This is a genomic window from Enterobacter sp. E20 (genome assembly GCF_000801755.2).
In the GTDB taxonomy this organism is placed as follows: Bacteria; Pseudomonadota; Gammaproteobacteria; order Enterobacterales; family Enterobacteriaceae; genus Enterobacter; species Enterobacter asburiae_B.
Genome location: NZ_CP012999.1, coordinates 286,888 through 312,588, shown reverse-complemented (window position 1 = coordinate 312,588; position 25,701 = coordinate 286,888). Strand labels below are relative to the sequence as shown.

26 protein-coding genes are annotated in these 25,701 nt (G+C 57.4%); 5 read left to right on the top strand and 21 right to left on the bottom strand.

The features are described from left to right. Positions 1-12 precede the first annotated feature (12 nt). The gene (locus tag NI40_RS01400) at positions 13-501 is read right to left on the bottom strand and encodes a cupin domain-containing protein (RefSeq protein WP_039264136.1); all 489 of its coding nucleotides are present in this window, start codon (positions 499-501) and stop codon (positions 13-15) included. Positions 502-615: 114 nt separating this feature from the next. On the opposite strand from NI40_RS01400, the gene zur reads away from it, so the two are divergent. Then, positions 616-1,128, top strand: coding sequence for a zinc uptake transcriptional repressor Zur (gene zur, locus NI40_RS01395; RefSeq protein WP_008503369.1), 513 nt, complete (start codon positions 616-618; stop codon positions 1,126-1,128). 69 nt (positions 1,129-1,197) lie between these two features. On the opposite strand, the gene NI40_RS01390 is transcribed toward zur, so the two are convergent. The 4 genes from NI40_RS01390 to NI40_RS01375 form a co-directional block, all read right to left on the bottom strand. Continuing rightward, entirely contained in the window at positions 1,198-1,407 is a 210-nt protein-coding gene (locus NI40_RS01390) for a CsbD family protein (RefSeq protein ID WP_014830284.1), read from the bottom strand. Between the two features lie 120 nt (positions 1,408-1,527). After that, entirely contained in the window at positions 1,528-2,865 is a 1,338-nt protein-coding gene (gene dinF / locus NI40_RS01385; protein ID WP_039264138.1) for an MATE family efflux transporter DinF, read from the bottom strand. A gap of 63 nt (positions 2,866-2,928) precedes the next feature. Beyond that, positions 2,929-3,537, bottom strand: coding sequence for a transcriptional repressor LexA (gene lexA / locus NI40_RS01380; RefSeq protein WP_023310039.1), 609 nt, complete (start codon positions 3,535-3,537; stop codon positions 2,929-2,931). Positions 3,538-3,645: 108 nt separating this feature from the next. Next, positions 3,646-4,014: a diacylglycerol kinase gene (locus tag NI40_RS01375; protein ID WP_023334158.1), complete on the bottom strand. Its 369-nt coding sequence runs from the start codon at positions 4,012-4,014 to the stop codon at positions 3,646-3,648. A gap of 154 nt (positions 4,015-4,168) precedes the next feature. Between NI40_RS01375 and plsB the strand changes: the two genes are divergently transcribed. Continuing rightward, entirely contained in the window at positions 4,169-6,589 is a 2,421-nt protein-coding gene (gene plsB / locus NI40_RS01370; protein WP_033144402.1) for a glycerol-3-phosphate 1-O-acyltransferase PlsB, read from the top strand. Positions 6,590-6,708: 119 nt separating this feature from the next. On the opposite strand, the gene gntU is transcribed toward plsB, so the two are convergent. The 5 genes from gntU to NI40_RS01345 form a co-directional block, all read right to left on the bottom strand. Continuing rightward, entirely contained in the window at positions 6,709-8,049 is a 1,341-nt protein-coding gene (gene gntU, locus NI40_RS01365) for a gluconate transporter (protein ID WP_023310036.1), read from the bottom strand. Between the two features lie 3 nt (positions 8,050-8,052). Further along, a complete protein-coding gene (gene gntK / locus NI40_RS01360) occupies positions 8,053-8,580 on the bottom strand; it encodes a gluconokinase (protein ID WP_008503362.1) in 528 nt (175 codons plus the stop codon). A 126-nt stretch (positions 8,581-8,706) separates the two neighbouring features. Next, positions 8,707-9,702 carry a gluconate operon transcriptional repressor GntR gene (gntR, locus tag NI40_RS01355; protein ID WP_021242747.1) on the bottom strand — a complete coding sequence of 332 codons (996 nt, stop codon included), beginning with the start codon at positions 9,700-9,702 and terminating at the stop codon, positions 8,707-8,709. Between the two features lie 101 nt (positions 9,703-9,803). Then, positions 9,804-10,499 (bottom strand): pirin family protein, encoded by a 696-nt coding sequence (locus tag NI40_RS01350; protein WP_039264140.1) that lies wholly within the window; start codon positions 10,497-10,499, stop codon positions 9,804-9,806. Positions 10,500-10,621: 122 nt separating this feature from the next. Further along, a complete protein-coding gene (locus tag NI40_RS01345) occupies positions 10,622-11,659 on the bottom strand; it encodes an oxidoreductase (protein ID WP_039264141.1) in 1,038 nt (345 codons plus the stop codon). A 256-nt stretch (positions 11,660-11,915) separates the two neighbouring features. Between NI40_RS01345 and yhhY the strand changes: the two genes are divergently transcribed. Beyond that, positions 11,916-12,404: an N-acetyltransferase gene (yhhY, locus tag NI40_RS01340; RefSeq protein ID WP_039264142.1), complete on the top strand. Its 489-nt coding sequence runs from the start codon at positions 11,916-11,918 to the stop codon at positions 12,402-12,404. 88 nt (positions 12,405-12,492) lie between these two features. On the opposite strand, the gene ggt is transcribed toward yhhY, so the two are convergent. Beyond that, complete coding sequence (gene ggt / locus NI40_RS01335; protein WP_073001667.1) at positions 12,493-14,238, bottom strand: gamma-glutamyltransferase; 1,746 nt, start codon at positions 14,236-14,238, stop codon at positions 12,493-12,495. 123 nt (positions 14,239-14,361) lie between these two features. On the opposite strand from ggt, the gene NI40_RS01330 reads away from it, so the two are divergent. After that, a complete protein-coding gene (locus tag NI40_RS01330) occupies positions 14,362-14,739 on the top strand; it encodes a DUF2756 family protein (protein ID WP_039264143.1) in 378 nt (125 codons plus the stop codon). Here the strand turns inward: NI40_RS01330 and ugpQ are convergent. From ugpQ to livK, 10 genes are all read right to left on the bottom strand, one after another. Beyond that, positions 14,723-15,469, bottom strand: coding sequence for a glycerophosphodiester phosphodiesterase (gene ugpQ, locus NI40_RS01325; RefSeq protein WP_039264144.1), 747 nt, complete (start codon positions 15,467-15,469; stop codon positions 14,723-14,725). The two genes, NI40_RS01330 and ugpQ, sit on opposite strands and share 17 nt — an antisense overlap. Further along, on the bottom strand, positions 15,466-16,536 hold the full coding sequence (locus NI40_RS01320) for a sn-glycerol-3-phosphate import ATP-binding protein UgpC (protein WP_033144398.1): 1,071 nt from the start codon (positions 16,534-16,536) through the stop codon (positions 15,466-15,468). The genes ugpQ and NI40_RS01320 overlap by 4 nt, the downstream gene beginning before the upstream one ends. 1 nt (position 16,537) lies before the next feature. Further along, positions 16,538-17,383 carry a sn-glycerol-3-phosphate ABC transporter permease UgpE gene (ugpE, locus tag NI40_RS01315; protein WP_013099125.1) on the bottom strand — a complete coding sequence of 282 codons (846 nt, stop codon included), beginning with the start codon at positions 17,381-17,383 and terminating at the stop codon, positions 16,538-16,540. Next, positions 17,380-18,267, bottom strand: coding sequence for a sn-glycerol-3-phosphate ABC transporter permease UgpA (ugpA, locus tag NI40_RS01310; protein WP_033144396.1), 888 nt, complete (start codon positions 18,265-18,267; stop codon positions 17,380-17,382). The genes ugpE and ugpA overlap by 4 nt, the downstream gene beginning before the upstream one ends. A 119-nt stretch (positions 18,268-18,386) precedes the next feature. Further along, the gene (ugpB, locus tag NI40_RS01305) at positions 18,387-19,703 is read right to left on the bottom strand and encodes a sn-glycerol-3-phosphate ABC transporter substrate-binding protein UgpB (RefSeq protein ID WP_023310025.1); all 1,317 of its coding nucleotides are present in this window, start codon (positions 19,701-19,703) and stop codon (positions 18,387-18,389) included. A 256-nt stretch (positions 19,704-19,959) separates the two neighbouring features. After that, positions 19,960-20,673, bottom strand: coding sequence for a high-affinity branched-chain amino acid ABC transporter ATP-binding protein LivF (gene livF, locus NI40_RS01300; protein WP_008500102.1), 714 nt, complete (start codon positions 20,671-20,673; stop codon positions 19,960-19,962). A gap of 1 nt (position 20,674) precedes the next feature. Beyond that, complete coding sequence (livG, locus tag NI40_RS01295; RefSeq protein WP_039264146.1) at positions 20,675-21,442, bottom strand: high-affinity branched-chain amino acid ABC transporter ATP-binding protein LivG; 768 nt, start codon at positions 21,440-21,442, stop codon at positions 20,675-20,677. Beyond that, on the bottom strand, positions 21,439-22,716 hold the full coding sequence (gene livM / locus NI40_RS01290) for a branched chain amino acid ABC transporter permease LivM (RefSeq protein WP_023310023.1): 1,278 nt from the start codon (positions 22,714-22,716) through the stop codon (positions 21,439-21,441). The genes livG and livM overlap by 4 nt, the downstream gene beginning before the upstream one ends. After that, positions 22,713-23,639 carry a high-affinity branched-chain amino acid ABC transporter permease LivH gene (livH, locus tag NI40_RS01285; RefSeq protein WP_008500099.1) on the bottom strand — a complete coding sequence of 309 codons (927 nt, stop codon included), beginning with the start codon at positions 23,637-23,639 and terminating at the stop codon, positions 22,713-22,715. The genes livM and livH overlap by 4 nt, the downstream gene beginning before the upstream one ends. A gap of 46 nt (positions 23,640-23,685) precedes the next feature. Next, a complete protein-coding gene (livK, locus tag NI40_RS01280) occupies positions 23,686-24,795 on the bottom strand; it encodes a high-affinity branched-chain amino acid ABC transporter substrate-binding protein LivK (RefSeq protein ID WP_039264148.1) in 1,110 nt (369 codons plus the stop codon). Positions 24,796-25,219: 424 nt separating this feature from the next. Here livK and panM point away from each other — a divergent pair, with 424 nt between their 5' ends. Beyond that, positions 25,220-25,603, top strand: coding sequence for an aspartate 1-decarboxylase autocleavage activator PanM (panM, locus tag NI40_RS01275; protein ID WP_023334145.1), 384 nt, complete (start codon positions 25,220-25,222; stop codon positions 25,601-25,603). The last annotated feature ends 98 nt before the right edge of the window (positions 25,604-25,701 follow it).

The following is a 25,701-nucleotide window of genomic DNA, read 5'->3' as shown; positions in this document are numbered from 1 at the left end:
TAGAAGAGGAAATTATTTTTTCCCAGGTTTTCCATCATGCGGTCCAAAAAACTGGGGCGGGTGGTCTACCCAGCGATCCTCACGCGTGGCGGCATAAACGGGGTTGAGCGGATAGTAGATGCGGTTGTGCTTCTTGTTGGCCTCGCCAACGACCAGTAACCGCACCTCTTCGTCCGTGTTGTTGATAAAGGTGTGGCAGATACCAGTTCCGGCAGGAAACCCCACGCTGTCGCCCGGTTCAAGTTTCCATAAATAGCCATTAATCCACGCTTCTGGATGACCTTCGAGCACATAAACGAACTCTTCTTCATCGCTTTCCGCATGCGGATAGGATGTCCTGCGCCCGGGCGGTAAACGCTCATGATGGATACCAATGCGCCCGAGCCCAAGCTTGCGAGCCAACGGGGCGCCGATAGAAAAACGCTCATCGCTATCTGGGTAGGTCGAATTATCCGCGCCTTCAACGTCGCGCCAGTGCCGAATACAGTCAGGTTTTTTCATTGTTTATTTCCCGTTTTGCAATGGGTCAGGTATAGCACAGACTGGCGGATCTCGGCGTTTTTACCAGAACATGATAAAGTGGGGGTTTCCGTCCTATAACATCCGGGGTGCTAAATGGATAAGTCCACAAAAGAGCTGTTAGCGCAGGCCGAAAAGCTGTGTGCGCAACGCAATGTGCGCCTGACTCCGCAGCGCCTTGAAGTCTTACGTCTGATGAGCCTGCAGCAGGGTGCCATCAGCGCTTACGATCTGCTGGACCTGCTCCGCGAAAGCGAGCCGCAGGCGAAACCACCGACCGTGTATCGCGCCCTGGATTTCCTGCTGGAACAAGGATTCGTGCATAAAGTTGAGTCCACAAACAGCTACGTGTTGTGCCATCTGTTCGATCAGCCCACCCACACATCGGCGATGTTTATCTGTGACCGCTGCGGCGTGGTGAAAGAAGAAGCTGCGGAAGGCGTGGAAGATATTATGCATACGCTGGCGGCGAAAATGGGTTTTGCCCTGCGTCATAACGTGATTGAAGCGCACGGGCTGTGCTCTGCCTGCGTGGAAGTGGAAGCCTGCCGCCATCAGGACGCATGTCAGCACGACCACTCTATTCTTGTGAAGAAAAAACCGCGTTAGCAGTAAAAGCAAAGGCGGCTCATGGCCGCCCTCAGGGTGTACTTCCTTGTACTTGCGGGTATAGCCCGGTTACCAGCGGTAGTCGTTGCGTTTTTCCCAGTCGCCCACTTCTTTTTCCGCCTGGTCTTTTGCGTAGCCGTAACGCTCCTGGATTTTACCGACAAGCTGATCGCGTTTACCTTCAATGACGGTCATATCGTCATCGGTCAGCTTACCCCACTGTTCTTTCGCTTTACCCTTGAACTGCTTCCAGTTGCCGCCGATTTCGTCTTTATTCATCATCGTGTCCTCTTAGTTAAGCGTCGGTTCGTAACGTCCGTTACGTTCTTTTCTGCTGGACGTGATAATTATTGTAGTTAAGGATTCGGCAGTTGATTTCATATTCGGAATCTTTAACCGTCACGATATATCGTGACGTGAAGGGAACCAGGTATTGTTTTGCCAGTGGCGGTGCCAGATAAAAGCCAGCGATATCCCTCGCAGCGAGAGGAAAACGGCCAGGGACAGCCACAAACCGTGATTACCCAGCCAGGGAAGCGTCAGCAGCGTCAGACCAAACCCGGCCGCCGCGACCGCCATGCTGTTACGCATTTCCGCTCCGCGCGTCGCACCAATGAACATGCCGTCCAGCAGATAACACCAGACGCCGACCACCGGTAAGATGACTTGCCAGATGAGATAGTGACTCGCCAGCTCGCGCAGCGCAGGGATAGACGTAAGCAACGCGACTATTTGCTCACCAAAGCAGGCGTAAACCAGGCCGAACGCCAGCGCCACCAGCCCAGACTGGCGGCAGGCTGCCCGCCAGACGTCCCTAAGCTGCTCGCTTTCGCGCGCCCCGTACGCCTGCCCGGAATGCGCTTCTACCGCATAGGCAAATCCGTCCAGCGCGTAGGCGGTAAAGGTCAGCAGCGTCATCAATACCGCGTTGACCGCGACGATTTCTGGCCCCAGTCGGGCCCCGAAAACCGTCAGCGCGCCGAAGCAGAGCTGAAGCAGCAGCGAGCGCAGCATGATGTCACGATTGAGCGCCAGCAGCTTACGGATATTGCCGCGCCATGCGGTTTTGAGCAGTGCCAGGGAGATCCCGCGCATCGCCAGCACGCGCCAGACCATCCACAGACCGATAATCAAGGTTCCGTATTCGGCAATCGCCGTCGCCAGCGCCGCGCCCCGCACGTTCATATGCAGGCCCATTACCAGCCAGACATCCAGCACAATGTTGAGAAGGTTGCCTGCCACCAGCAAAATCACTGGCGCACGGGCGTACTGCACGCCCAGTAGCCACCCCAGCAGAACCAGGTTTGCCAGCGAGGCGGGCGCGCTGAGCCAGCGAATTTCAAGGAAACGGCGCGCCTGAGCCAGTACCGCCTCGCTGCCGCCGACAACATGGAGCGCAAGGTCGATCAGGGGCGTACGTAATAAAACGATTAACACTCCCGCGCCAAGCGCAAGGATCAGCGGCTGGACCAGCGCGCGCGCCAGACGCAGCGGATCTTTTGCACCATAAGCCTGTGCCGTGAGCCCGGTGGTGCTCATGCGCAAAAAGAGCAGCAGCATAAACAGGAAGCTGGTTGCCGTCGCGCCAATCGCCACGCCGCCAAGATAAACAGGCGAATCAAGATGACCAATAACGGCAGTATCGACCAGCCCCAGCAAGGGCACGGTGATATTGGAGAAAATCATCGGCAGAGCGAGACGCCACAATGCCTTATCTGATTCCGTCAGCAGTGACATGAAAAATACCGGGAGTGGAGAATGAAGCAGGCTACAGCGGCGCCATAGCCTGTCAGGAAGAGATTACAGCCATTCACCGTTGCGAATGACCCCAACCGCCAGTCCTTCGATAGAGAAGTTGTGTTCGCGGAGATCGACCACAATCGGGGAGAACTCGTTGTTTTCAGGCAGCAGCTGAACGGTGTTACCCTGTTTTTTCAGACGCTTGACGGTAACTTCATCATCAATGCGCGCGACAACTACCTGGCCGTTACGCACATCCTGCGTTTTGTGCACCGCAAGCAGATCGCCATCAAGAATACCGATGTCTTTCATCGACATACCGCTAACGCGCAGCAGGAAATCTGCGCTCGGTTTGAACATGCCAGGATCGACCTGGTAGTGGCCTTCAATATGTTGCTGTGCCAGTAAAGGCTCACCGGCGGCAACACGGCCTATCAGCGGAATGCCCGTCTCTTCTTCCACCAGCAGGCGGATACCGCGTGACGCGCCTGAAACTATCTCAATCACGCCTTTACGCGCCAGCGCTTTCAGGTGTTCTTCGGCAGCATTCGGAGAACGGAAGCCCAGACGCTGCGCGATTTCCGCACGCGTGGGTGGCATACCCGTCTGGCCGATATGATCCCGGATGAGATCAAACACCTCTTGCTGCCTGGTCGTTAACGCTTTCATTCCGCCCCCTGGGTGTATATACAGTTATGCTGTGAGTATATACAGTCAAAGGCGATTTTGGAACCAAAAACTGCACAAAAAACCAGGGACTTAATTATTCCTCGAGGCTCATCGGAAATGTGACCAAAGCAGCGTGACCCAGGTGATAACGGCAGTGATAATCGCCAGCAACACGGCAGCAGAGCCCATGTCTTTTGCGCGGCCAGAAAGCTCGTGGAAATCTGAACCAATGCGATCAACAACGGCTTCAATAGCGCTATTAAGAATTTCCACTATCATCACCAGAAGCACGGAACCGATTAGAAGTACGCGGGTAATAGCATCAACATCAAGGAAACAGGCGATGATCACCGCGATGATAGCGGCGACGCCCTCCTGGCGAAAGGCGGCTTCGTTGATCCACGCGGCACGGAAACCTTTCCATGAATAGCCGGCGGCTTTGATGATACGCGTTAACCCAGTGGTATTATTGGCCATTAAAAGAACCTTTTATGAAAAAAAGCGTCAGTAACAGGAACTGTAGCGCGTTTCGCTACAGCCTGAAGTATGACGGGTAACAACAGAAATTTTGCGCGCTTTCTGTTATCCTTGCGCCGCAATTGCATTATTAACCAGAGGCTTTACATCGTTTATGTCCGGCTGGCCACGAATTTACTACAAATTACTTAATTTACCATTAAGCATCCTGGTAAAAAGCAAGTCTATCCCAGCAGAACCCGCGCTGGAATTGGGGCTCGATACCTCGCGTCCTATTATGTACGTTTTGCCTTATAACTCGAAGGCAGACTTACTGACGCTTCGCGCCCAGTGTCTGGCGCATGACTTACCGGACCCGCTTGAACCGCTTGAAGTTGACGGTACGCTGCTGCCGCGCTACGTGTTCATTCACGGTGGACCGCGCGTGTTTACCTACTACACGCCAAAAGAAGAGTCCATCAAGCTGTTCCACGACTATCTCGACCTGCACCGCAGCAACCCCGATCTGGATGTACAGATGGTGCCGGTATCGGTGATGTTTGGTCGTCGTCCGGGCCGTGAAAAAGGTGAAGAGAACCCGCCGCTGCGCATGCTTAACGGCATCCAGAAGTTCTTCGCGGTCTCCTGGCTGGGACGCGACAGCTTTGTGCGTTTCTCCCCTTCCGTTTCGCTGCGTCGAATGGCGGACGAGCACGGTACCGACAAGATCATCGCGCAAAAACTGGCGCGCGTGGCGCGTATGCACTTCGCGCGCCAGCGCCTCGCTGCCGTAGGGCCGCGTCTCCCGGCGCGTCAGGATCTGTTCAACAAGCTTTTGGCCTCCAAAGCGATTGCCCGCGCCGTTGAAGACGAAGCGCGCAGCAAGAAAATATCGCATGAGAAAGCCCAGCAGAACGCCATTGCGCTGATGGAAGAGATTGCAGCGAACTTCTCTTACGAGATGATTCGCCTGTCCGATCGTATTCTCGGCTTTACCTGGAACCGCCTGTATCAGGGCATCAACGTTCATAATGCCGAACGTGTGCGTCAGCTGGCGCACGATGGCCATGAGATTGTCTATGTTCCCTGCCACCGCAGCCACATGGACTACCTGCTTCTTTCCTACGTGCTCTATCACCAGGGGCTGGTACCGCCGCACATTGCTGCCGGTATCAACCTGAATTTCTGGCCAGCAGGTCCGATTTTCCGCCGCCTGGGCGCGTTCTTTATCCGTCGCACCTTCAAGGGCAACAAGCTCTACTCCACCGTGTTCCGCGAGTATCTCGGCGAGCTGTTCAGCCGCGGCTATTCCGTCGAGTACTTCGTGGAAGGCGGTCGTTCCCGTACCGGACGTCTGCTCGATCCGAAGACCGGCACGCTGTCGATGACCATTCAGGCGATGCTGCGCGGAGGAACCCGTCCAATCACGCTGGTGCCAATCTACATTGGCTATGAGCACGTGATGGAAGTGGGCACGTACGCCAAAGAGCTGCGCGGTGCGACCAAAGAGAAAGAGAGCCTTCCGCAGATGCTGCGCGGCTTGAGCAAGCTACGCAACCTCGGTCAGGGCTACGTGAACTTCGGCGAACCGATGCCGCTGATGACGTATCTGAACCATCACGTTCCCGAGTGGCGCGAGTCCATCGATCCTATCGAAGCGATTCGTCCGGCCTGGCTGACGCCAACGGTCAACGGCATCGCGTCCGAGCTGATGGTGCGCATTAACAACGCCGGTGCGGCTAACGCCATGAACCTGTGCTGTACGGCGCTTCTGGCTTCGCGTCAGCGCTCGCTGACCCGCGAACAGCTCACGGAGCAGCTGGATTGCTATCTGGACATGATGCGCAACGTGCCGTATTCCGTTGATTCAACCGTGCCTTCTGCTACCGCCAGTGAGCTTATCGATCACGCGCTGCAGATGAACAAGTTTGAAGTCGAAAAGGACACGATCGGCGACATCATCATTCTGCCGCGCGAGCAGGCAGTGCTGATGACCTACTACCGCAACAACATCACCCATATGCTGATGCTGCCGTCACTCATGGCGGCTATCATCACCCAGCATCGCCGTATTTCGCGTCAGGAGCTATTGCGTCACGTTGAGACGCTCTATCCGATGCTGAAAGCGGAGCTGTTCCTGCGCTGGAGCAAAGACGAGCTGGCGGGCGAACTGGACAAACTGACGGAAGAGCTGCGTCGTCAGGGGCTGATCACCGTCTCAAACGACGAGCTGCACATCAATCCGTCGCGTTCCCGAACCCTGCAACTGCTTGCGGCCGGTGCGCGCGAAACGCTGCAGCGCTACGCCATTACGTTCTGGCTGCTGAGTGCGAACCCGTCTATCAACCGCGGCACGCTGGAGAAAGAGAGCCGGACGCTGGCACAGCGCCTGTCCGTTCTGCACGGCATTAACGCCCCGGAGTTCTTCGACAAAGCGGTCTTCAGCTCTCTGGTCCTGACGCTGCGTGACGAAGGCTACATCAGCGATACGGGCGATGCCGAGCCGGAAGAGACGCTGAAGGTGTACCAGATGCTGGCCGAACTCATTACGTCGGATGTGCGTTTGACGATCGAGAGCGCGACGCAGGGCGAGTGATGTGAAAAAGCCAGGTTGGTGGTTTCACCTGACCCGGCCTGGCGTTCTGCATAATATAAAGGCCCGGTAAGCGTTAACGCTACCGGGCCTTATTTTTGAGCCTTGTTAAATCACCGCATTCAGCTCAGCAGTGTGAAAGCAATCATCCCGACAATGGCGCCCGTTGTGCCAAGGATGGTTTCCATCAGCGTCCAGGTTTTCAGGGTTTGCGCTTCGGTGGCGCCGGTAAATTTACCGAACAGCCAGAAGCCCGCGTCGTTAACGTGAGAGACCACAATCGAACCGCCCGCGATACAGATAGACAGCGCCGCCATCTGCGCACCGGAATAGTTCAGCTGTTCAATCACCGGCATCACCAGACCCACGGCGGTTAAACACGCCACGGTTGCGGAACCCTGGATGATGCGCACCGCCGCGGCCAGCACGAAGCAGGTGACCGCAATCGGCAGGCCCATCCCGGTCAGCGCTTCGCCCAGAGCTGGGCCTACGCCGGAATCCACCAGCACCTGCTTGAACACGCCGCCAGCGCCGATCACCAGCAGGATAATGCCCGCCGGCTGCAGCGCGGCACCGCAGATCTCCATCACCCGGTCTTTCGGCATTCCCTGACGCATCGCCAGGCCGTAAATCGCCACCAGACAGGCCACCAGGATCGCCGTGAACGGGTGGCCGATGAACTCGAACCATTCGTAGGCGCTGGAACCCACCGGCACAAAGCGCGCGGCGATGGTTTTCAGACCCACGAGAACCAGCGGGAGCAGGATCAGCGACAGGCTGAAGCCGAAGGACGGCATTTTGCCCTCGCCGAGGTGCGGCTCGGTGACGTCGTCCGGAATATGCAGCTCAACGTAACGGCTGATGAAGTTGCCCCACAGCGGACCGGCAATAATCATCCCCGGGATTGCCGCGCACAGGCCAATCAGGATCATCCAGCCAAAGTCAGCGTGCATCTGGGACGCCAGCAGCATCGGCGCAGGCCCCGGCAGCAGAAACGCTGCGGCTGCCGCCACGCCCGCAAACAGCGGAATAACCAGCTTCACGAGGTTAGTGCCGGTATGGCGCGCCATGGAGAACGCGACGCTTATCAGCAGCACAACGGCCACTTCGAAGAACAGCGGCAGCGCGCAAATCAGGCCAGCCAGACCAATCGCGTAGTGCGCGCGGCTGTGGCCAAAGGATTTCAGCATCTTGACGGCAATCTGGTCGACCGCGCCCGTCTCGTGCAAAATCTTGCCAAACATCGCGCCAAGGGCGACCACAATCGCCAGGAAGCCCAGCGTACCGCCCATCCCTTTTTCCATCGTCGCGGCGATCTTGTCGAGCGGCATACCGGAAAAGAGACCTGCACCTATAGAAACCACCATCAAAGCGACAAAAGCGTGCATACGCGCCTTCATCACTAAAAACAGCAGCAGCAACACGGAACCCACTGCTGTCAAAACTAGCGTTAATGTACTCAAAACTTACTGCCTTTTATTAATGACCTCGATGGTGCTGGCAACAACACCTTCCAGTGACTGATCGATATCAACCACTAAGACGTCTTTCTCATCTTCACCCGGCTCCTGCAGCGCTTCGAACTGCGTCACCAGCATCTGGGTTTTGAAGAAGTGACCTTTACGCGCCTTCAGGCGGCTTTCAATCACCTCGAAGTCCCCTTTCAGGTAGATGAAAGAGAGGTTCGGGTTACCGTCGCGCAGCAGGTCGCGGTAGGTTTTTTTCAGCGCAGAGCAGACGATCAGGGAGACTTTGTTGGTGCGCTGCATGGCGAACGCGGCGTCATTCAGCGCCTGCAACCACGGTTTGCGGTCGTCGTCGTTCAGCGGCTCGCCGGAGGCCATTTTCATGATGTTGCTGCGCGGATGGAGGAAGTCGCCATCAAGGAACGCAGCCTGGAGTTGATGCGCCACTTCGCTGGCTACGGCTGATTTCCCGCTACCGGAAACGCCCATCAGGACGTAGACGTGGTGATCGTGATTAGTCGTGCTCAAAGGGTGTCCCTCAGTCAATTGTTACGGGTAACAGTTATCGGTAACATTGTCCTGCCGGGGCAAAAGAGAAGCAATATCCAAACGTGCGCGAAGTGAATAAGTGTGAGCTACTTCAAATTTGTCAGTTCAAATAGATCCACCCGGTGACAAGGTGAAACCTAAATCTAACATTTTTGGGGTAACCGTCTCGCCACGAATGCGCGCCAGCAGGCGTTCTGCGCCAATGCGGCCCATACGTTCACGCGGGGTCAGGACGCTCGCCAGACGCGGCTCCATCACCTGGCCAATGTCGTGGCCGTGGAAACCGGCAATTGCCATATCATCCGGGATCTTGAGCCCCAGACGCTGGCACTCAAACGCCGCGCCAACCGCAAGGTCATCGTTGGTACAGAAAATACCGTCCAGTTGCGGATACTCGCGTCGTGCCTGACGCATCAGCTCAATACCCGACGTATAGGAAGAGGACTGTTCCACCATCACGCTGTACGGGGTTAGGTTCGCGTCGAGCATCGCCTGCTCGTATCCCTTCTGTTTGATGATAGTACGTTCATCAAGACGCGCACCCAGATAGGCGATATGACGATGACCGCGAGCGATGATCGCCGCCGTCATCTGGCGCGCCGCTTCGAAGTTATCGAACCCCACGGCGATATCGAGGCACGGCGACTGGCTGTCCATCAGCTCCACCACCGGGATACCGGCCACTTCAATCATTTTGAGCGTGCGGGCAGTGTGGGTACGTTCCGTTAAAATCAGGCCGTCGATGTTCCAGGAAAGCATCGATTCAAGACGTTCCTCTTCCAGTTCCGGCTTGTACCCGTAGTGGGCGAGCATGGTCTGATAGCCAAAAGCATCGGTGACGCTTTCAATGCCGCGCAAAACTTCGGCGAAAACCTGGTTGGTCAGGGAAGGAAGCAGGACGCCCACCGCACGGCTGGTCGCATTGGAGAGAATATCGGGCGCGCGGTTGGGGATATAACCCAGTTCATCAAGGGCCGCGGCAATCTTGCCACGCAACGCCACGGAAACCTGTTCCGGGTTACGTAAAAAACGGCTGACCGTCATTTTGGTCACACCGACGCGATCGGCGACATCCTGAAGTACGGGGCGTTTCTTTTTCATCGTCCTGAGAAATCTTGAAGTGAGAGATTTGCTCAGTTTATCACGGACAAAGCCCATCCTTCCCCTGTCAAAGGGAAGGATGGGCATTTATTTATGATTTATTACACCGGCGGCAGGTCAAACAGCAGAATTTCACTTTCGCTGTCGGCATGCACGGAAAGCGCCTGCTCATCCCAGACGGCGAGGCCATCGGCGGTTGTCGCTTTGGTGCCGTTGATGGATACTTCACCTTTCACCACCTGGATCCAGACGCGGCGGTTGGCGGCAATCTGGTGCACAGACTGTTCGTCTTTCGCCAGCGCCCAGCGGTACAGTTCCATATCCTGATGCACCTTCAGAGAACCTTCACGCGCATCCTGCGACAGCACCAGCTGTTTGCCCTGTTTCGCGTCGAAGCGGCGCTGCTCGTAGCGCGGCGTGATGCCGGTCTCTTCTGGAATGATCCAGATTTGATACAGGTGCAGTTTTTCCGTTTTGCTCGGGTTGTACTCGGAGTGACGCACCCCGGTACCCGCACTCATAATCTGGAACTCGCCCGCCGGAACCTGCTCTTTGTTGCCCATGCTGTCCTGGTGTTCCACCGCCCCTTCCAGCACATAGGTCAGGATTTCCATGTCTTTGTGCGGGTGGGTACCGAAGCCCTGGCCTGCATCAATCACGTCGTCGTTAATCACGCGCAGTGCGGAGAAGCCCATGAAGTTCGGGTCGTAGTAGTCGGCAAACGAGAATGAATGCCATGAGTCCAGCCAGCCATGATTCGCGTGACCACGTTCGTTTGCTTTGCGTAAGTAGATCATTGTTTCACCCTCAGTTCGTTTCGATGGAGTAAGTGTGGACGCAAACCGCCTGGGATCATAGAGGGTGAAAATTGACTCCTCTGTTCAAAAATTATGAACAAGCGCAGAGGAGCCGTTTTTGCTTATTTCGCGAGGGTTACCGTGGCAGGAGAAGCCTGCTCAAAGGCCCGCTCGAGGATTTCCAGGTTGGTCAGAACGTCAGATTCCTTGACGTAATTCGGCGTGCCGGTTGTGAGGGTTTCGTATAGCGCATCGTAGACGCGGCCATAGTCGCCAATTTCCGGTTTCAGCTCTTCCCTGACCGTTACGCCCTCATCGTTCACATACTCCAGCACGCCCACGGAATTATCCGCCGCAAAGCCCGGTTCACCCGGCATGATGTTGGCCTTCAGGCTGGTCTCCTGCTGGTCGATGCCGTACTTAATGAACGATCCTTTGGTGCCGTGAACGATAAATTTCGGATAGTCGATTTTCACCAGATGGCTGGTTTTGACGATGGCCTTCAGATCGCCGTAGAACAGCTGCGCTTCAAAGGTGTCGTCCGGGTTGGCTTTGTTACGCAGGCTGCGGATGTCATACGCCACGTGGTCCGGTCGGCCAAACAGGGAGATGATCTGGTCCATCGTATGCACGCCCAGACCATAGAACGAGCCGTCCTGCGGCAGGCCGGGTTGGGTTTCCGCCACCGGACGGTAGTAATCGAAGTGGCTTTCGATTTCCACAATGTCGCCCAGCTTGCCGCTTTCAATCGCCTTTTTCGCCGTCAGGAAGCAGCTGTCAAAGCGACGGTTCTGATACGGCGTAACGGTCAGGCCTTTACTTTTCGCCAGCGTGAACAGCTCTTTTGCTTCGGCGATAGTTGGGGTGAACGGCTTTTCCACCAGCGCGTTTTTACCCGCTTCCAGCGCGCGTTTCGCATAGTCAAAATGGCTGTCGGCGTGGGTGCAGACAACAACCAGTTTGACCTGCGGATCGTTAAGTACTTCATCAAGATCGCTGGTGAAATGGATATGAGAATACTGCGGGGATTGCTCTTCCGGCTTCGCGCGGCGGCGGAAGATGTGCGCAACGTGCCAGCTGTCTTTACGGTTGAGAACATACGGCAGGTGGTAGCGGGTCGTACTTTTACCAAATCCAATAAATGCGCAATGCAGTGTCATGGCTCAGTCCTTTTGGAAGGTTACTGAGTCTAACCATAACAAAAAAAAAGCCAGCTAAAAGCTGGCTAAAGTAATACTGGAAGCAATGTGAGCAATGTCGTGCTTTCAGGTTCCCGTAGCGGTCTTCCTGAATGCAGAGCAATAATAATCATTCTCATTCGCACTTGTCCAATACTTTTTGCAAAAAATAGCGGTTGACTCAAATTTTAAAGTCATTGATGTTGAAAGGGACGTTTAACTGACTGAGGAATAAGGAATGAGTGAGATAGTGATACGCCATGCGGAACCGAAAGATTATGACGCCATTCGTCAGATCCACGCCCAGCCGGAGGTGTACCACAACACACTACAGGTTCCTCATCCCTCTGAGCAAATGTGGAAAGAACGGCTATCCGACCAGCCCGGAATCAAGCAGCTCGTCGCCTGCATAGACGGTCATGTTGCCGGCCATCTGTGCATCGTCGTCGCGCAACGCCCGCGCCGCAGCCATGTGGCTGATTTTGGGATTTGTGTCGGCGCGCAGTGGCAAAACCGGGGCGTTGCCAGCGCTCTGATGCGCACCATGATTGATATGTGCGATAACTGGCTGCGCGTTGACCGCATTGAGCTGACGGTATTTGTCGATAACGAACCGGCGATTGCGGTGTACAAAAAACACGGGTTCGAAATTGAAGGCACCGGCAAACGCTATGCCCTGCGCAACGGCGAGTATGTGGATGCGTATTATATGGCGCGAATGAAGTAGTTTGTTGCCCTCACCCTAACCCTCTCCCACAGGGAGAGGGAATGAAAAACCTAGGCCGGGTAAGGCGAAGCCGCCACCCGGCAAACCATCAATACCCCGCCGACAAATCATCTACCGAACGCGGATCCGACGCGCCAAACAGCGCCCCGTCCGGCCCGACCATAATGCTTTGGGTGCTGCCCATCGCCTCCTTCACCGCCACCTTCTGCCCGCGCTGTTCCAGCAGCTTGATGGTGTCCGGGCTAAAGCCCTTCTCGACGCGCAGCTCGTCCGGCAGCCACTGGTGATGGAAACGCGGTGCGTTGGTCGCTTCGGCGACGTTCATCCCAAAGTCGATGCTGTTCACCACCATCTGCAGCACGGTGGTGATAATACGGCTGCCGCCAGGGCTGCCGGTTACCAGCCAGGTTTTTCCGTCTTTCACGACAATGGTGGGCGACATGGACGACAGCGGACGTTTCTTCGGCCCTACCGCATTCGCATCGCCGCCCACCAGACCGTAGACGTTCGGCACGCCCGGTTTGGCAGAGAAATCATCCATCTCGTTGTTCAGCAGAATACCGCTGTTGCCCGCCACAATCCCGGTGCCGAAGGTGGTGTTGAGCGTGTACGTCACCGCCACTGCGTTACCGTCTTTATCCACCACCGAGAAGTGGGTGGTCTGGTTGCTTTCATACGGCGCCAGCTTGCCGGGGCGGATCTCGCTCGACGGTTTGGCCTTGTTGATGTCGATCTGATCGGCAATGGATTTGGCATATGCCTTGTTGGTCAGCGCCTGCCACGGCACCTTCACGAAGTCCGGATCGCCGAGATATTCCGACCGGTCGGCGTAGGCGCGTTTTTCCGCTTCCGCCATCACCTGCATGGCGTCCGCGCTGCCGAAGCCGAACTTGTGCATATCGAAATTTTCGAGAATATTGAGGATCTGCACGATGTGGATCCCGCCGGAGGACGGCGGCGGCATGGAGAAGACCTCGTAGCCGCGATAGGTGCCGCTAATCGGCTCGCGCTCCACCGCCTTGTATTCCGCCAGATCCGCTTTGGTGATGAGCCCGCCGTTCTTCTGCATCTCTTCGGCAATCTGGTCGGCAATTGCCCCTTTGTAGAAGGCATCCGGACCGTGCTCAGCAATCAGCTCCAGGCTTTTGGCGAGGTTCTTCTGCACCAGCCTATCGCCCTTCTTCAGGGGCTCACCGTCTTTCCAGAAGATGGCCTTGCTGTTTTCGTGATTCGGAATGACTTCGCTGCCATAGGTCTTGAGATCGTCCGCCAGCGCATCGTTTACCACAAAGCCGTCGCGCGCCAGCTTGATGGCAGGCTGCACCACCTTGTTCAGCGGCATCGTGCCGTATTTTTCCAGCGCCAGCGAGAAGCCCGCAACGGTGCCCGGCGTGCCGGTGGCGAGGTGCGAAGTCAGGGATTTTTTGCTGTCAGGGTTACCCTGATCGTCGAGGAACATATCGCGGGACGCCTGAGAAGGCGCCATTTCGCGGAAATCGATGGCGGTGGTTTTGCCGTCTTTGGTACGCAGCATCATAAAGCCGCCGCCGCCCAGGTTCCCCGCCTGCGGATGCGTCACCGCCAGCGCATAGCCGACGGCGACCGCTGCATCCACCGCGTTACCGCCCTGCCTGAGAATATCGACGCCCACTTTTGTTGCCAGCGCATCCACCGACGCCACCATGCCATGGGTTGCCCGCACGGGATGAAAAACATCTTCCTCCACGCCGTAAGAGACCGGAGGCGCCGCTGGCGGGTTGGCCGCCACGCTAAATGTACCGCCAGCCATCAGCGCGGCGATGGCGACCCAGCGCAAAAACGTTGGTTTCATCATTATTGTTCTCCAGGTGAAGGGATCCATATTCCCCGCTTAAGCCTGGTTCACAACTCCTAAAAAATCATCGTCATGGTGAAATCGGGGTAAACTTAAGAGAGACCTCAAAAGGAGGAAATGACAATGAAACGCTTATGGATCCTTACGGCGCTGATCCCGTTTGCCGCGCTCGCACAGCCACTCAACACCATGAACAACCCGAACCAGCAGGGTTACGTTATCCCGAGCCAGCAGCGTATGCAGACGGAGATGATGAGCCAGCAACAGCAGCAGAAAGGAATGCTCAATCAGCAGCTTAAAACGCAGACCCAGATGCAGCAGCAAACCCTGCAAAATCAGATGAACGCCAACACCCAGCGCGTGCAGCAGGGGCAGGTGCGCGAGCAGCCGCTGCCGAATAAAAACGGCGGGATGTTAGGAGGAATGACGTCGTCAGGCAGCGGACAGCAGCACATGCTGCCGCCGCAGTCGAATGGCAGTATGCTTAATCCGCAGAACTAAAGTCCGGGCCGATCAGGTCGATTGCATCGGTACAGATGCTGTCCACGCCCCAGCGCAGCAGTTCGGCTGCGCGCTGGGGTTTGTTAACCGTGTAGACCAGAATATGCAGGCCTGCGTCCTTCAGCATCTTCACCCGCGCTTCATCCAGCAGCCTGTGGTTGAGATGGATAGAAACGCACGCTAAGCGTGTCGTCAGCTCGCGCCAGTCCTCGCGCCACTCGTCAAGCAGCAGCCCGCGCGGCAGCTCAGGTACGGCCGCCTGTGCGGCCTCCAGCGCATCGATTTCAAATGATGACAGCAGCGGAGCGGTCATCCCTTCCCATAGCTCGCGCGCGGCCAGGGCAATGACTTTGCCCGTCAGCGGCCCGGTACCGGTGGTCGGTTTGATTTCGATATTGGCCATCATGCCGTGCTGGCGACAGCGGTCCGCCACTTCCACCAGCAGCGGCAGCGGTTCGCCTTTGAATTCGCCGCTGTACCAGCTTCCGGCGTCCACCTTCAGCAGATCGCGCCACGGCAGCTCGCCCGCCACGCCCCAGCCGTTGCTGGTGCGTTCGAGGTTATCGTCATGCAGCAGGAAAATTTCGCCGTCTTTCGACAGCTTGGCGTCGAACTCGATCATCGTGTGACCGTAGCGCGCGCCAACGTCAATCGCCGCCAGGGTGTTCTCCGGCGCCAGCTTACCGCCGCCCCGGTGGGCGACGACGTGGGGATAAGGCCAGTTGCTCATACTCGTTGTCCTGTTTCACCGTCAAACAGGTGCAGATGGTTTTCCGGCAGGTGCAGCCACAGCGTGCTGCCTGCTTTCGGGCGCTCCTGATGCGGCAGGCGCACCACCATTTTTTGTTCGCCCCAGCGCCCGTGCGCCAGGTTATCTGCACCCAACATCTCCAGCGTGTCCATCACCAGCGGCACGCCGCCGTCCGCCTGAGAGGTTAAAACGATATGCTCGGGGCGGATACCGAGCGTCATCTTACGCCCGGCGTAGCCACGATAGTACCAGTTGATCGGCAACGCCATCCCGCTTTCCAGCTCAAAATGCGTGCCCGCGCTGCTGATACGCCCTTCCAGCAGGTTCATTGCCGGGCTGCCGATAAAGCTCGCCACAAAGCGGGTGGCCGGTTTCTCGTACACTTCCACCGGAGTGCCAATCTGTTCGGCGATGCCTTTGTTCATCACCATCACGCGCTGGGCGAGGGTCATGGCTTCGACCTGATCGTGGGTCACATACAGGGAGGTGGTGTTCAGGCGACGGTGCAGCTGCTGCAGCTCAAGACGCATCTGCACGCGCAGCTTGGCGTCGAGGTTAGAGAGCGGCTCGTCGAACAGGAATACCGCCGGATCGCGCACGATGGCGCGCCCCATCGCCACGCGCTGGCGCTGGCCGCCGGAGAGCTCGCGCGGGCGGCGCTTCAGCAGGCCGTCCAGCTCGAGAATGCGTGCCGCCTCTTTCACCCGCTCGTCGATATGGCCTTTGCCCATGCCGCGGATTTTCAGCCCCCAGGCCATGTTCTCTTCCACGCTCATGTGCGGATAGAGTGCGTAGTTCTGGAACACCATCGCGATGCCTCTGTCTTTCGGCTCCATCTCGGTGACGCGCTGACGATCAATCCAGATATCCCCGGAGGTCACGCGCTCCAGCCCCGCCACCATGCGCAGCAGGGTGGATTTGCCGCAGCCGGACGGGCCGACCATCACGATGAATTCCCCGTCCGCCACGTCGAGCGTCAGCGGCTGAATCACCTGGGTTTTGCCGTCCCAGCTTTTGGTTACTGCCTGAAGTTTTAAACCTGCCATCTTATTTCTCGCTATCGACCAGGCCGCGGACAAACGCACGCTGCATGGCTAAAACAATGACTACGGGTGGGATAAGGGTGAGCAGCATCGCCGCCATCACCTGGTTCCAGAGGGTGGTGCCTTCGCCGGTGGCGATCATGCCTTTGATGCCCGCCACGGCGGTACCGAGGTTAACGTCCTGAATAATCAGCAGCGGCCACAGGTACTGGTTCCAGCCGTAGATAAAGGTGATCACAAACAGCGCCGCAAGGTTGGTTTTCGACAGCGGCAGCACGATGTCGCGGAAGAAGCGCATCGGCGACGCGCCGTCGATGCGCGCCGCTTCAATCAGCTCGTCCGGCAGAGTCATAAAGAACTGGCGGAACAGGAAGGTGGCGGTCGCCGAGGCCATCAGCGGCAGCGTTAAGCCCGCGTAGCTGTCGAGCATCTTCAGGTTGGCAATCACCTCAACCGTCGGGAAGATACGCACCTCTACCGGCAGCATCAGCGTGATGAAGATCATCCAGAAGAAGAGGTTACGCAGCGGAAAGCGGAACCAGACGATGGCGAAGGCCGAAAGCATCGACACCGTAATTTTGCCGACCGTAATGCCAAACGCCATGATGAAGCTGTTGAGCATCATCAGCCAGAACGGCGCGCTGTTGGCGCCCACGCCCTGAGTCCAGATGGTCTTCATGTTCTCGAACAGATGTGTGCCTGGGATCAGCGTCATCGGCGTGTCGAACACCGCTTTGGTGTCCAGCGTGGCGGCGACAAACGCCACGTACAGCGGGAAGAGGATGACGATAATCCCTAAAATCAGCATGGTATGGCTGAAAATCGTCAGCCCGCGACGGTTCTCAATCATTGGTAGCGCACCTTACTTTCGACATAGCGGAACTGCACCACCGTGAGGATGATGACGAGGAACATCAGCACGACCGACTGCGCGGCGGAGGCGGAGAGATCCAGCCCTGCAAAGCCTTCGCGGTAGATTTTGTAAATCAGCGTCGTGGTCGCCTGCACCGGGCCGCCTGCGGTCGCCGCGTCGATCACCGGGAAGGTGTCGAAGAAGGCGTACACGAGGTTAACCACCAGCAGGAAGAAACTCACCGGGGCGATCAGCGGCAGCGACAGCCTGAAGAAGCGACGAATGGGCCCTGCCCCGTCGATGGCCGCGGCTTCCACCAGCGAGCGCGGAATGGACTGCAGCGCGGCAAAGAAGAACAGGAAGTTGTAGCTGATCTGCTTCCACACCGAGGCGAACACCACCAGGAACATGGCCTGACCGCTGTTCTGGGCGTGGTTCCAGTCGTAGCCGAACTCTGCCAGGAAGTGGGTAATCAACCCGCGACCGGGGTTAAACAGGAAGATCCACAGCACGGCGGCGACGGCGGGAGCCACGGCGTAAGGCAGCAGCATCAGGGTTTGATAAATACGGCTGCCGCGCACCACGTAGTCCACCAGCGCGGCGAAAAACAGTGAGGCAACCAGACCGCTGACGGTCACCAGCGCGCTGAACTTCATCGTCGTCCAGAAGGAGTCCAGGTAGTAGCTGTCATGGAACAGCGCGGTAAAGTTGTCCAGGCCAACAAACTGGCTGGAAAGCCCGAACGGGTCGACGCTTTGTACCGAGTACCACAGCGCTTCGCCCGCAGGCCAGATAAAGAAGATAACGGTGATGACCAGCTGCGGCGCGACCAGAAGATAGGGCAGCCAGCGGGAACGGAACACCGGACGGGATGATGACATTGAGATTTGGTTCCTGGCGATTTCGGTTTTCTCCCTCTCCCCGTGGGAGAGGGTTGGGGTGAGGGCATCAGGCCGCATTAATCCGTAAGCCCGGAACGCTGCGCGTCACCGGGCATTTTTTACGATTTAGTCGACTGCTCAAAGCGGCGCAGCAGCTGATTCCCGCGCTCTACCGCAGAGTCCAGCGCCTGCTGTGGCGTTTTCTTCCCGGTCCACACGCTTTCCAGCTCTTCATCCACGATGGTGCGGATCTGCGGCATGTTGCCCAGACGCAGGCCTTTGGTGAACGGCAACGGCGGCTTGTTCAGCATCTGACGCGTCGCAATGTCCGCGCCCGGGTTCTTGCTGTAGAAGCCCTGCTCGCGGGTCAGGTCGTACGCGGCTTTGGTGATCGGCAGGTACCCGGTCTTCTGATGCCATTCGGCGGCGTTTTCAGGCTTGGCCAGGAAGTCGAGGAATTCGGCTACGCCTTTGTAGGTGCCCTTGTCTTTACCCTGCATCACCCACAGGCTCGCCCCGCCGATGATGGCGTTCTGCGGCGCGCCCTTCACGTCAGCGTCGTACGGCATCATGCCCACGCCGTAGTTGAATTTGGCGTAGTGACGGATATCCGCCAGCGAGCCGGAAGAGGCGGTGGTAATGGCGCAGTCGCCGTTGTAGAACTTCTCGGTGGATTCGTCTTTACGTCCGAAGTAGCTGAAGTCGCCCTTCTTGTTCAGATCGGCAAGCAGCGCGATATGCTTCACCTGCTCAGGCTTGTTGAACTCCAGGACCGCGTCGGTGCCGTCGAAGCCGTTGTTTTTGGTCGCCACCGGCAGGCCGTGCCAGGCGCTGAAGTTTTCAATCTGGATCCAGCCCTGCCAGCCGCTGGCGTAGCCGCACTTCATCCCCGCCGCTTTCAGCTTCGCGGTGTACTCCGCCAGGTCCTGCCAGGTTTTTGGCGGCTGCTCCGGGTCTAAACCGGCTTTTTTGAAGGCGTCTTTGTTGTAGTAGAGCACCGGCGTAGAGCTGTTAAACGGCTGGGACAGCAGGTGGCCGGTTTTGGAATCGGTGTAGTAACCCGCTACGGTCGGCACGAACTGCGACTCGTCGAAGTTGATGCCCGCCTCTTTGAACACTTCATAGACCGGTTTGATGGCTTTGGAGGCCATCATGGTGGCGGTACCCACTTCATAAACCTGCAACAGCGCAGGTGCGTTACCGGTACGGAAGGCGGCGATGCCCGCGCTCAGGCTCTGCTCGTAGTTGCCTTTGTACACCGGCACAATTTTGTAATCCGGATGGGTGTCGTTGAAACGCTGCGCCAGGGAGTCAACTTCTTTACCCAACTCCCCTTCCATGGAATGCCAGAACGGAATGGTGGTGACAGCCATTGCGTTCGTCGCAAAAGCCAGACCCAGTGCCAGACCCAAAGCTGTGTGTCGTAACGATGTCATTGTCATCTCTCTTATTGTGCCGGATGCGCGATATCACGCGTTTTATGCTCGCGAGGTAACATGACATGCTCGAATTACAGAAAAATAACTGTTTGTTTACAGATAAGTGACAGCCAGGCGTCAGGGGGATGATGGTTGTGTGAAGGGGGTTGGCGGTGTGGTTTGGGTGCTGTCTGGTGCCCTCACCCCGCCCTCTCCCACGGGGAGAGGGAGAAAACACTAAAAAAGGCAACTTGCGTTGCCTTTTTGCTTTTACCTATCCGCCCAGATACGCGCTCCGCACCGCTTCGTTCGCCAGCAGCGCGTCGCCGGTATCCTCCAGCACCACGCGGCCGTTCTCCAGCACGTAGCCACGGTCGGCGAGCTTCAGCGCCTGGTTGGCGTTCTGCTCGACGAGGAAGATGGTCATCCCCTCTTTGCGCAGCTGCTCGATGGTGTCGAAAATCTGCTGGATGATGATCGGCGCCAGACCGAGCGACGGTTCGTCCAGCAGCAGCAGGCGCGGCTGGCTCATCAGCGCGCGGCCAATCGCCAGCATCTGCTGTTCACCGCCGGACATGGTGCCCGCACGCTGGATGCGGCGCTCCCACAGGCGCGGGAAGAGTTCATATACCCACTTGATGCGGGTCTGGTATTCATCACGGTGAGCGAAGAACCCGCCCATCGCCAGGTTCTCTTCCACCGTCATGCGGGAGAAGACGCGGCGCCCTTCCGGAACAATAGCCACCGCCTCGCGCATGATTCTGGCGGTCTGCCAGTCGGTAATGTCTTTACCATCGAACACAATCCGCCCGCTGGTGGCGCGCGGGTCGCCGCACAGGGTGCCGAGCAGCGTGGTTTTGCCCGCGCCGTTGGCGCCAATCAGGGTCACGATTTCACCCTGATTGATATGCAGGCTGACGTCGTGCAGCGCCTGGATCTTGCCGTAGTGCGCGTTGACCTTGTCGAACGTTAACATCGCTTTTTCCATCTTATGCCTCACCAAGGTATGCGCGGATCACGTCCGGGTTGTTGCGGATCTCTTCCGGCGTGCCGTTTGCCAGCGGCGTGCCCTGGTTTACCACGTAGATACGGTCCGAAATGCCCATCACCAGCTTCATGTCGTGCTCAATCAGCAGGATGGTGGTGTCGTGACTGTCGCGCAGCTCGGCAATTAGCTCGTCCAGCTCTTTGGTCTCTTTCGGGTTGAGCCCTGCCGCCGGTTCGTCGAGCATCAGGATTTCCGGCTGCGTCACCATGCAGCGCACGATCTCCAGGCGACGCTGGTCACCGTAGGCCATGTTGCTCGCCTGACGGTTGGCGTGCTGCAGCAGGCCAATTCGGTCGAGCCAGGTGGCGGCGCGGTCAAGCGCTTCATCCTGCGCGCGGCGGAAGGCCGGGGTTTTAAGCAGGCCGGAGAACAGCCCGGTTTTCAGCTGCTGATGCTGGGCCACCAGCAGGTTCTCAATCACCGTCATCTCGCGGAACAGACGCACGTGCTGGAAGGTACGCACCACGCCCATACGGGCGATCTGCTGGCCCGGCAGCCCTTCCAGATGCTGGTCGCGCAGCATGATGGTGCCGCCCGTTGGCTTGTAGAAGCCGGTCAGACAGTTAAAGACCGTGGTTTTCCCTGCGCCGTTCGGACCAATCAGGGAGACAATCTCTTTCTTGTGCAAATCCAGATTCACGTTGTTGACCGCCAGCAGGCCGCCAAAACGCATCATCAGACCGTTAACGGATAATAATGGCTGACTCATGCCTGCTCTCCTTTCGCTTGCCCGTTCTTCAGCTTCAGCTGTGGACGGGTCATCGGCAGCAGACCCTGCGGACGCCAGATCATCATCAGCACCATCAAACCACCCAGCATCAGCATGCTGTATTCGTTAAAGTCGCGCATCAGCTCGCGCGAGACCACCAGCAGGATGGCCGCGAGGATAACGGCGAACTGCGAGCCCATCCCGCCGAGCACCACAATCGCCAGCACAAAGGCGGATTCGGCGAAGGTGAACGATTCCGGGCTAACGAAGCCCTGACGCGCGGCAAACAGCGTTCCGGCGAAACCGGCAAACGCGGCGCTGATGGTGAACGCGGTCAGCTTGATGCGGGTCGGGTTCAGGCCCAGGGAGCGGCAGGCAATCTCATCTTCACGCAGCGCTTCCCACGCGCGGCCCAGCGGCATGCGCAGCAGGCGGTTGATCACGAACAGGGTAATCACCACCAGCAGCAGCGCCACCAGATAGAGCCAGATCACGCGGTCGGACGGGTCATACTTCACGCCGAAGAAGTTGCTGAAGGTATCCCAGCCGCCTTCGCGGGCGGTACGGCTGAACTCCAGCCCGAAGAAGGTCGGTTTCGGGATCTGGCTGATGCCGTTCGGGCCGCCGGTCACTTCGGTGTTATTGAGCAGCAGGATACGGACGATTTCGCCGAAGCCTAAGGTCACAATCGCCAGGTAGTCACCGCGCAGGCGCAGTACCGGGAAGCCAAGCAGGAAGCCTGCAGCGGCAGAGACCAGCCCCGCCAGCGGCAGGCAGGTCCAGAAGCCGAGACCGTAATAGTGGTTCAGCAATGCGAAGGTATAGGCGCCGATGGCGTAGAAGCCGCCGTAGCCCAGCACCAGCAGGCCCGAGAGCCCCACGACCACGTTCAGACCGAGACCGAGAATCACGTAGATCATGGTCAGAGTGGCGATATCCACGGTGCCACGCGACACCACGAACGGCCACGCCACGGCGGCCACCAGCAGCGCCACGAGGAACAGCTTCTGCTTAACCGTAGAACCGTCGATTGCCGGCAGGACGAATTTCGGACCGGAGACGTTTTTCAGCGTCTTCTGGAACAGCGGACGCAGCAGCTGGAACAGGAACACCACGGCCGTACCGATAAATACCCACTGCCAGCGGATGTCAGCTGCGGTATCGACAACCAGTTTGGTGCCATTCAGCTCAAGCTGGACTCCCATAAAGACGCTGGCCAGCACGAAGAACATGGCGGCAGAGAGCAGCGCCATTGCAAAATGCATCGGTTTCATACTTTCTCTACCTCCGGACGGCCCAGAATACCGGTAGGCATCACCAGCAGAACCAGAATCAGCAGGGCAAACGACACCACGTCTTTATACTCCGTGCTCAGGTACGCCGAGGAGAGCGCTTCGGCCACGCCCAGGATCAGGCCGCCGATCATCGCGCCCGGAATACTGCCGATACCGCCCAGAACCGCCGCGGTGAAGGCTTTCATCCCGGCCATGAAGCCGATGTATGGGTTGATCACGCCGTAGAACTGGCCGAGCAGGACGCCCGCCACCGCCGCCATCGCGGCGCCAATCACGAAGGTCAGGGCAATCACGCGGTCGGTGTTGATGCCGAGCAGGCTCGCCATCTTCAGGTCTTCCGCGCAGGCGCGGCAGGCGCGTCCCATACGCGAGTAGCGGATGAACAGCGTCAGGGCAAGCATCGCAATAAAGGTCACGACCCAGATAACCAGCTGCATGGTGGTGATAGAGGCCGCGAAGTTTTCGCTGGCCCCCACAATCCACTGGCCGTTAAACAGGCTTGGCAGCGCCACGTCGCGCGAGCCTTCGGTCAGGCTGACGTAGTTTTGCAGGAAGATCGACATCCCGATCGCGGAAATAAGCGCAATCAGGCGCTTGGAGCTGCGCACCGGCCGGTAGGCCACGCGCTCAATGCTCCAGCCGTAGGCGCTGGCAATCACAATCGCGCCGACAAACCCGGCGGCGACCAGCAGCCAGCTGCTGTCGATGCCCATCATCATCAGGGCGGCGATAATCATAAAGGAGACGTAGCTACCGATCATGTACACCTCGCCGTGGGCGAAGTTGATCATGCCGATAATGCCGTAAACCATCGTATAGCCGATGGCGATCAGCGCGTAGGTGCTTCCCAGCGTAACGCCGTTAAACATCTGCTGCAGGAAATAGAGAAACTGCTCGGACATATGCAAACCTTTTTATACCCGCCCGTCATGCCGGGCGGTGGGATAATTATTTGGCGGCCGAGGATGAACCGTCGGCGTGCCACTTAAAGACACCAAACTCAAATCCCTTCAGATCGCCTTTCTCATCCCAGTTCAGCGGCCCAATCACGGTGTTCGCCCCGTGTGCTTTTAAATCTTTCACCAGATCCAGCGGTTCTTTGCTGCCGGAGCGATCCAGCGCGGTGGCCAGAGACTGTACGGCCGCGTAGGTGATCCAGACGTACGGACCACTCGGATCTTTCTTCTGCGCCTTGAGCGCATCCACGATAGCCTTGTTGGCCGGATCCTGGTCATAGCGTTTTGGCATCGTCACCAGCATGCCTTCGGCAGAATCCCCCGCGATGTTTGACAGGGAGGCATTGCCCACGCCCTCTGGCCCCATAAACTGGGTTTTCAGACCGGTGGCGCGCGCCTGACGCAGCATCTGGCCCATCTCCGGGTAGTAGCCGCCGTAGTAAACGAAGTCGATATTCTCTTTTTGCAGGCGAGCAATCAGCGCGGAGAAGTCTTTCTCACCGGCGGTAATGCCGTCGAAGAAGACGATGTTCGCGCCGCCTTTTTTCAGGCCGTCCTGCACGGAGCGCGCCAGGCCTTCGCCGTACTGCTGTTTGTCATGAATAATGGCAATGCGCTGTGGCTTAACGGTCTCGAGGATATATTTGGCGGCGGTGGGGCCCTGCGAGGAGTCCAGACCGGCGGTACGCATAATGTGCTGGTAGCCGCGCTGGGTCAGTTCCGGGTTCGTTGCGCCTGGGGTGATCATCAGAATGCCTTCGTCTTCGTAGATATCAGACGCCGGCTGCGTGGAGGATGAGCACAGGTGGCCGATCACATACTGAATCCCGTCGTTGACGATTTTGTTGGCGACCGCGACGGCCTGTTTCGGATCGCAGGCGTCGTCATATTCCACGCCCACCAGCTTGTCGCCTTTGATGCCGCCCTTAGCGTTGATGTCTTTGATGGCCTGGCGCGCGCCGTTGAACTCCATGTCACCCCACTGGGCAACAGGGCCGGACATCGCGCCCACTACCGCAACTTTAATGTCGTCTGCCATAGCGGCATGCGAGATCGACAGTGCGACCATCCCCGCGATTAACGTCTTCGCGTTCCTTTTCATCTCTGAATCCCCATTCGTGATGTCGTGTTTATATTTTGTTTTATTATGGTTAAAAAGCATTCTGTACTTTTAATGAACAACGCTATTTTTACCAGTGCCTTTAATGGTTTAGCGCAGTTTTTTGTCAAAAACCAGACTAAAATCTCTATTTTTCAGGCGATTAAGCAAAGATAATATTCTGAAATCAGGCAGAGATAAACAAATAAAAGTGCAGTTTGCAGCATAAAATAACGGTACAAAGCGCCGAATAAATCACTACCGTTCAGGTTAAAATTCTGCTTATTTTTCGATCCATGTGTTTTCAAACTGCCCATCGCGTTGCCAAAAAACTAATCACCTGGTTAATGAGAATAAAAAGAGGAAGCCGCTGAGTGAATAAATTGAGTACACTGCCCCTACTCAATCTGATTTGGACAAGTGGCTAATGAAACTGACTATCGTGCGTCTGGTGACCTTTAGCGACCAGGATCATATCGACCTGGGCAAGATCTGGCCGGAATATTCCCCTTCGTCGCTGCGCGTTGATGAGACCCACCGCATTTATGCCGCGCGTTTTAACGAACGCCTGCTGGCAGCGGTTCGCGTAACCCTGAGCGGTACGGAAGGGGCGCTGGACTCGCTGCGCGTGCGTGACGTCACCCGTCGTCGCGGTGTGGGACAGTATTTAATTGAAGAAGTGATCCGCGAAAACCCGAGCGTGACCTCATGGTGGATGGCTGACGTGGGCGTGGAAGACCGCGGCGTGATGGCGGCGTTTATGCAGGCGTTAGGGTTTACGGCGCAGGAGAGCGGGTGGGAGAAGCGCTAAAAGAAAGCCGGGTGGCGGCTGCGCCTTACCCGGCCTACATTCTCCACCGTATTTTCCCAAGCATTTCGTGTTGCAGGAAGGCGGCAAGTTATGAAATC